The organism is Sphingomonas sp., assembly GCF_035555815.1.
Lineage (GTDB): Bacteria > Pseudomonadota > Alphaproteobacteria > Sphingomonadales > Sphingomonadaceae > Sphingomonas.
In genome coordinates this window covers 1-7,010 of the sequence record NZ_DATMGG010000018.1, presented here as the reverse complement: position 1 = coordinate 7,010, position 7,010 = coordinate 1, and the positions used below count along the sequence as shown (strand labels likewise).

8 protein-coding genes are annotated in these 7,010 nt (G+C 66.8%); 7 read left to right on the top strand and 1 reads right to left on the bottom strand.

What is annotated here, in order from left to right; all coding sequences use genetic code 11:
- On the bottom strand, positions 1 to 190 hold a 190-nt coding region (locus VNR91_RS00975), incomplete at its 3' end, for a hypothetical protein (RefSeq protein ID WP_325488927.1).
- Between VNR91_RS00975 and VNR91_RS00970 the strand changes: the two genes are divergently transcribed.
- From VNR91_RS00970 to VNR91_RS00940, 7 genes are all read left to right on the top strand, one after another.
- Positions 101 to 976, top strand: a complete 876-nt coding sequence (locus tag VNR91_RS00970) for a LysR substrate-binding domain-containing protein (protein ID WP_414712358.1) — start codon at positions 101 to 103, stop codon at positions 974 to 976. The two genes, VNR91_RS00975 and VNR91_RS00970, sit on opposite strands and share 90 nt — an antisense overlap.
- A gap of 93 nt (positions 977 to 1,069) precedes the next feature.
- A complete protein-coding gene (locus VNR91_RS00965) occupies positions 1,070 to 1,873 on the top strand; it encodes an enoyl-CoA hydratase-related protein (RefSeq protein WP_325488925.1) in 804 nt (267 codons plus the stop codon).
- A 2-nt stretch (positions 1,874 to 1,875) separates the two neighbouring features.
- Positions 1,876 to 2,784 carry a hydroxymethylglutaryl-CoA lyase gene (locus tag VNR91_RS00960; RefSeq protein WP_325488924.1) on the top strand — a complete coding sequence of 303 codons (909 nt, stop codon included), beginning with the start codon at positions 1,876 to 1,878 and terminating at the stop codon, positions 2,782 to 2,784.
- A 37-nt stretch (positions 2,785 to 2,821) separates the two neighbouring features.
- Complete coding sequence (locus VNR91_RS00955; protein WP_325488923.1) at positions 2,822 to 3,979, top strand: acyl-CoA dehydrogenase family protein; 1,158 nt, start codon at positions 2,822 to 2,824, stop codon at positions 3,977 to 3,979.
- A gap of 146 nt (positions 3,980 to 4,125) precedes the next feature.
- Positions 4,126 to 5,316 (top strand): CoA transferase, encoded by a 1,191-nt coding sequence (locus VNR91_RS00950; RefSeq protein WP_325488922.1) that lies wholly within the window; start codon positions 4,126 to 4,128, stop codon positions 5,314 to 5,316.
- The gene (locus VNR91_RS00945) at positions 5,313 to 6,611 is read left to right on the top strand and encodes an aromatic ring-hydroxylating dioxygenase subunit alpha (RefSeq protein WP_325488921.1); all 1,299 of its coding nucleotides are present in this window, start codon (positions 5,313 to 5,315) and stop codon (positions 6,609 to 6,611) included. Before VNR91_RS00950 ends, VNR91_RS00945 begins: the two co-directional genes overlap by 4 nt.
- On the top strand, positions 6,608 to 7,010 hold a 403-nt coding region (locus VNR91_RS00940), incomplete at its 3' end, for an RraA family protein (RefSeq protein ID WP_414712357.1). The genes VNR91_RS00945 and VNR91_RS00940, both read left to right, overlap by 4 nt.

Here is a 7,010-nt window from a genome sequence, read left to right as displayed (position 1 = left end):
GATCTGAAATTATCCGACAGGAACTCCCGCTATGGAAACTCGCCGCCTGCAAGCGTTCATTCAAATGGTCGATACCGGCAGCTTGACCCGCGCCGCGCAGATTCTCGGAATCGCCCAGCCCGCGCTCAGTCAGCAAGTGGCGATGATGGAAGCGGATTTCGGGGCGCAGCTGCTGGTTCGCAGTCGTCAAGGTGTGTCGCCGACACCCGCGGGACGTGTGCTTTATCGTCACGCGCAGATCATTCTGCGACAGCTCAACCAGGCGCGGACGGAGGTGTCCCGGTCGGTGGACGAGCTTTCGGGCACGGTTCATATCGGCCTGCCGTTGACCGCTGCGGCGGTGCTGTCGGTGCCGCTGTTGGAGGCGGCGGCTGCACGCTATCCCAGCATCGTGCTGTTCCTTGCAGATGGTCTGCCGGGCAACCTGCTCAACGAATTCACGATGAACGGGCGGGTCGATATCGGGCTATTGCCGGGAAATGTGGTGGCCACCGGCATCACCGTGCGGCGGCTGTTACGCGAACGGCTGGCGCTGGTCGCCGCGCGCGATTCGGCGTTCGGAGACAGCGACGCGCCGCTGCCGATGAAGGCGCTGGAGGGCACCCCGCTGGTGCTGCCGGAGCCCGCCAATCGCGTGCGGCAGGCGGTCGACACCGCCTTTGCCTCGATCGGAGTGGTGCCGAACGTCGTCGCGGAGATGAATTCGGTCTACAGCCTGTGCGCGGCGGCGGCGGCGCAACTGGGCGTCGCGATCGTGCCGGCTGCGGGCTGGGCGGTGGCGGATACCCGGCTGGTGGCGCGAATGCTGGTGGAACCCGAGATCGAACGCCCGCTGCACATCGCCTACTCCAACGCGGCGCCATTGATGCCGCCGGTCAAGGCGATCCACGACCTGATCATCAGCGTGACCGAGGATCTGATCGCCGCCGGCGCATGGCCCGGCGCGCGGCTGAGCCCGGACGATTCCGCGCCATAGCGAACGCTTATCCCGGCAAGCGCAAACAGTATTTGGCCTGTCCGCCGGCGCTTGCGCTAACTGCGTCGTACGATGATGGAGGCGGAGCGACCGATGGCGATTGGCGATCAGGCTTATGCGACGCTGTCGTGCGAGCGCCATGATCCGCACGTCCTGATCGTACGATTCGATCGGCAAAGCGCCGCCAACGCGCTGAACACCGAGATGGCGCGCGACGTCCTCGCGCTGTTCACCGCGATCAACCTCGATGCGGACGGGCTGCGCTGCATCGTGCTGACCGGCGCGGGCGACCGGCATTTCTGCGCCGGCGGCGACCTGAAGGAACGTGACGGGATGAGCGACGCGGCGTGGCTGACCCAGCACACGCTGTTCGAGCACGCCTTCTACGCGATCATGGATTGCCCGGTGCCGGTGATCGCGGCGGTCAACGGCGCGGCCTATGGCGGAGGGTGCGAATTCGCGCTGTCATGCGACTTCATCTACGCGGCGGAGGAGGCGCGCTTTCGCCTGCCCGAGGTCACGATCGGGATCATTCCCGGCGGCGGCGGCACCCAGACACTGACTCGCGCGGTCGGCGCGGCGCGTGCGAAAGAAATCGTGCTGGCCGCTCGCCCGTTCGACGCGGCGCAGGCGGCGGAATGGGGGCTGGTCAATCGCGTGTTGCCGCGCGCCGAACTGCTCGACGCCGCGCTGGCGACCGCCCGCGCGATTGCCGATGCCGCGCCGGTGTCGGTGCGCCAGGCCAAGCTGGCGATCGTGCGCGGCGGCGAGGTCGATCGCCGCACCGGCCTGATCATCGAGATCGCCGCCTATAACCAGACCGTGACGACGCAGGACCGCCGCGAAGGCGTGCGCGCCGCGCTCGAACGGCGCAAGCCGGTATTCACCGGACAGTGACGATGCGCCCGCGCTCCGTTCAGGTCACCGAAGTCGGGATGCGCGATGGCTTCCAGATGGAAAGCCGCATCCTGCCGACCGAGCGGAAGGAGGCGATCGGCCTCGCGCTGATCGCGGCGGGGGTGCGCCATATCGAAGTGTCGTCATTCGTGTCCCCCGCCGCCGTGCCGCAGCTGGCCGACGCGGCGGCGCTGGTCGGTCGGCTGAAGGGCAAGGGCGCCGAACTCAGCGCGCTGGTGCCCAACGTCAACGGCGCGCGGCGCGGTGTCGCGGCGGGGATCGACCGGCTGACCGTGTTCGCCTCCGCCAGCGAAACCCATAATCAAAAGAACGTCCGCCGTAGCGTGGCGGAGAGCCTGGCCGGAATGGGTGAGATCGGGCGGATCGCGGCGGACGCCGGGGTACCGATCGATGGCTCGGTCGCCACCGCGTTTGGCTGCCCGTTCGAAGGCGAGGTGTCCGCGGATGCCGTGCTGCGCGTGGTTGAGGGCTATGCGGCGATGGGTGCCGACAGAATCGGGCTGGGCGACACGACCGGCATGGCGACACCGCGTGTGGTGGAGGGTGTCGTCACCGCGATCCGCGCGCGCTTTCCCGGCCTGTCGATCGGGCTGCATTTTCACAACACACGCGGAATTGGGTTGGTCAACGTGATGACGGGACTCGACCTGGGCGTGACCCGATATGATGCGTCGATCGGCGGGCTGGGCGGCTGCCCGTTCGCGGTGGGCGCGACCGGCAATATCTCGACCGAGGACCTGGTCTACCTGCTCGATGAGCTGGGGGTCGAGACGGGGATCGATCTGCCACGCCTGATCGGTGTGGCGCATGACGTGCAGGCGGCGTTCGCGCGCGAGCTGCCGGGGCAGGTCATGAAAGCCGGGCCGCGACTGGCGCGCGCGCCGGAATGAACCAACGGGTGATGGAATTCCTATGAGTGAAGTGACGATGTCCGTGGGCGCGGACTATCCCGAGCTGCGCGAAGCGGTGCGCCGCGTCTGTGCCGATTTTCCCGGCAGCTATTGGCAGGCGCTGGAAGAACGGCAGGCCTATCCGGAGGAGTTTGTCCGGGCGCTGACCGAGGGCGGCTATCTGGCGGTATTGATTCCGGAGACGTTCGGTGGCTCGGGCCTGCCGATCCGTGCGGCCGCGGTGATCCTGGAGGAAATCCACGCCAGCGGCTGCAACGCCGGCGCCTGTCACGCGCAGATGTACACGATGGGCACGCTGCTGCGCCATGGCAGCCAGGCGCAGCGCGACGAGTATCTGCCGCAGATCGCGTCAGGCGCCCTGCGGCTCCAGGCGTTCGGCGTGACCGAGCCGACCACCGGATCGGACACGACCAAGCTGCGCACCACGGCGGTGCGCGACGGCGACGACTATATCGTCAACGGGCAAAAGGTGTGGACGTCGCGCGCGCGCTATTCGGACCTGATGATCCTGCTCGCGCGGACCACGCCGGTCGATCAGGTCGAGCGCAAGACCGACGGCCTGTCGGTATTTCTGGTCGACATGCGCAAGGTGCTGGGCAACGGGCTGGAGATCCGCCCGCTGCGCGCCATGGTCAATCACAATACGACGGAGACCTTCTTCGACGACATGCGCATTCCCGCGTCGAGCCTGATCGGGGAGGAGGGGAAGGGCTTTCGCTACATCCTTGACGGGATGAACGCCGAACGCATCCTCGTCGCGGCGGAGAGCCAGGGCGATGGTCGCTGGTTCACCGAAAAATCGACGGCCTATGCGCGCGAGCGCGTCGTGTTCGGCCGACCGATCGGCCAGAACCAGGGCGTCCAGTTCCCGATCGCGCGCGGTCATGTCCAGCTTCTGGCGGCTGAGCTGATGTTGCAGAAGGCGTGCGCGCTCTACGACGCCGGCCAGCCGTGCGGAGCGGAAGCCAACATGGCCAAGCTGCTCAATTCCGAAGCGGCGTGGGCGGCGGGCGAAGCCTGCCTGCAAACCCATGGCGGTTTTGGCTACGCGGTAGAATATGACGTCGAGCGCAAGTGGCGCGAGGCTCGCCTCTATCAGATCGCGCCGATCTCGACCAACCTGATCCTCGCCTTCGTCGGCCAGCATATGCTCGAAATGCCGCGATCCTACTGAGTTCATAAGCTGGTCCAATATTGCCAGCATGAGTTGGTATTTTTTGGGGGTTAGCCGACTTCGCTAACACCCGTTCTCGATGTCCGGCGGCAGGTTCGGACTCCGCGACAGGGCCTGGCCGACAGGCCGCGAGGAGCAGGATGGTTATGGGGCAGGGAGGGGGATCGCCGGCGCAGCCGTTGCATGGTCTGACGGTGATCGAGATCGGCCACAGTGTAGCGGGTCCCTATGTCGGTCAGGTCTGCGCCGATCTGGGCGCGACGGTGATCAAGGTCGAAAACCCACGCGGGGGCGACGACGCCCGTTCGTGGGGGCCGCCCTTTTGGGAGAATTCCTCGGCGGTCTTCCAGACGCTCAACCGCAACAAATTCTCGGTGGCGCTCGATCTGAAGTCGGTGGAGGATTGCGCCACGCTCGCCGGATTGGCCGGGCAGGCCGATGTGGTGATCCAGAACATGCGTCCCGGCCTGGTCGAGGCGCTGGAGATCGGCGCCGACACGCTGCGCGCGCTCAACCCGGCCCTGATTTATTGCAACCTCGGCGCGTTCGGCAACGTCGGACCGCTGCGTAACCACACCGGCTATGATCCGCTGGTCCAGGCGTTTTCCGGCATCATGAGCGTGACCGGCGAAGCGGGGCGCCCGCCGGTGCGTGTCGGGCCGTCGATCATCGACATGGGATCGGGTCTGTGGTGCGTGGTCGGCATCCTCGCCGCGCTGGTGCGCCGTGCCCAGACCGGCGAGGGCTGCACCGTCGACACGTCGCTCTATGAAACCGGCGTCGCGTGGATGAACATTCCACTGGCCAACAGCATGGCGTCGGGCCGCGATGCCGGGCGCAGCGGATCGGAAACGCCGATGCTGGTGCCGTATCGCGCGTTCCACGCCAGTGATCGCTATCTGGTCATCGCGGCGGGCAACGACAATCTGTTTCGGCGGCTTTGCGAAGTGGTCGGGCGGCCCGAATGGGCCACCGACGACCGGTTCCGTACCAATGCCGAGCGCGTCGCCAACCGATCCGAACTGAATGCGCTGATCGAGGCGGAGATCGGCACGCGTACCGCCGATGCATGGACCGACGCGCTGTCCGCGGTCGGCGTACCCTGCGCGCCGCTGCAATCGGCAACCGAGGTCATCGCGCATCCGCAGACTGACGCGCTGGGGATGCTTCAGCCGACGCCGGACGGCACGATGCAGCTGGTCGCGTCGCCGTTACGTTTCGATGGCGAGCGACCGCAGGTGCGCTGGGCGGCGCCCGCGCTGGGCGCCGACAATGATCGCGTACCCGATCTGGTCGCGGCCAAGGCGACTAGGACGACCGAAGGTGCATCGCGATGATTTCCGCGCAGACCAACGCGCTGCTGACTGAGGTCGGGCCGGATACGCAGATGGGGGCGCTGATGCGCCGCTACTGGCATCCTGTGGCGGCCGTCCTCGAGCTTGAGGAAAAGCCGACCAAGGCGGTGCGGATCATGGGCGAGGATCTGGTGCTGTTCCGCGACAAGGTGGGCACCTACGGGCTGATCGGGCGGCATTGCCCACATCGCGGTGCCGACCTGTCCTATGGCTATGTCGAGGACCATGGCCTGCGCTGCAACTATCACGGCTGGCTGTTCGGCGAGGAAGGGTCGTGCCTGGCGCAGCCGTTCGAGGACAAGATGGACCCCCGGTGCAGCTACCGGTCCAAGGTGCGGGCGACCGCCTACAAGGTCGCGGCGAAGGCGGGGATGTTGTGGGCCTATCTGGGCCCCGATCCGGCACCGTGCGTGCCCGACTGGGAATTGTTCAACTGGTCCGATGGCTTTGCCCAGGTCGCCTTTGCGATCATCCCGTGCAACTGGCTGCAATGCCAGGAAAATTCGATCGACCCGGTTCATTTCGAGTGGATGCACGCCAACTGGAAGATCCGACTGGAAGGAGGCGACGGCCCCTACTCGCCTACCCACAAGCGACTGGCGTTCGACGAGTTCGAGCATGGCTTCGTCTATCGCCGCATCCGCGAGGACACCGACGAGCAGGACCCGTTGTGGACCGACGGCCGCGTGTGCCTGCTGCCCAATGCCTTCTACCTCGGCTCGCACTGCGAATGGCGCGTGCCGATCGACGACGAGAACACGCTGAGCGTGACCTATTCGTTCCGGCGCCTCCCCAGCGATCGCGGGCCGTACGTCCAGGACCGGATTCCCTATTGGTACGGCCCGACCCATGATGAGGCGGGCGAGTGGATCGTCAGCCATGTGATGAACCAGGATTTCCTCGCCTGGGCCGGGCAGGGGCGGATCACCGACCGCACCCGCGAGAACCTCGGCCGCAGCGACACCGGTATCGCCAAGCTTCGCAACCGCCTGCTCGCCGACGCGCGCGCGGTGGCAGCGGGGGGGGATCCCAAGGGACTGATCCGCGATCCCGATCGGAACCACAACGTCGCGCTGCCGATGGTCGGGCGCGAGCAGTTGCGCCGCGGGTCGACCTATGCCGAGATCCTGGCTGATCCGGTGCTGAAGCGTCTTTATACGCGCTATCACCTTCAGGCCGGGCAGCCCGAACACGTCGCGCGCGCCTATGAGGAGGCGATGGGCTTCGCCTTCGATCGTACCGGCTTCGTCGATCTGCCGGGTGGGCCGGCGCGATGAGCGTGTCCGATGCACTGGTCGCCCGCTCGGCGGCGCGATCGACCGCGACGCTGCATGAGGCCGGCGGACGGATCGGCGCGCTGCCCCCCGCGATCAAGCCCCATGCCGCCAACGTCACCCTGGCCGGACGCGCCTATCCGGTGATGTCGCCGGGGGGCGACAATCTGTGGCTGCATCACGCCATCTACCACGCGGCGCCGGGCGACATACTGGTGGTTGCCACCGGTGATCACGGCTTTGGCTATTGGGGTGAGGTGATGGCGGTCGCTGCGCAGGCGCGCGGTATCGCCGGGCTGGTGATCGACGGCGGTGTGCGCGACAGCCAGCCGATGCTGGCGCTGGGCTTTCCCGTGTTCTCCACCGCCGCGTGCATCCAGGGCACGGGCAAGGATCTGGCCG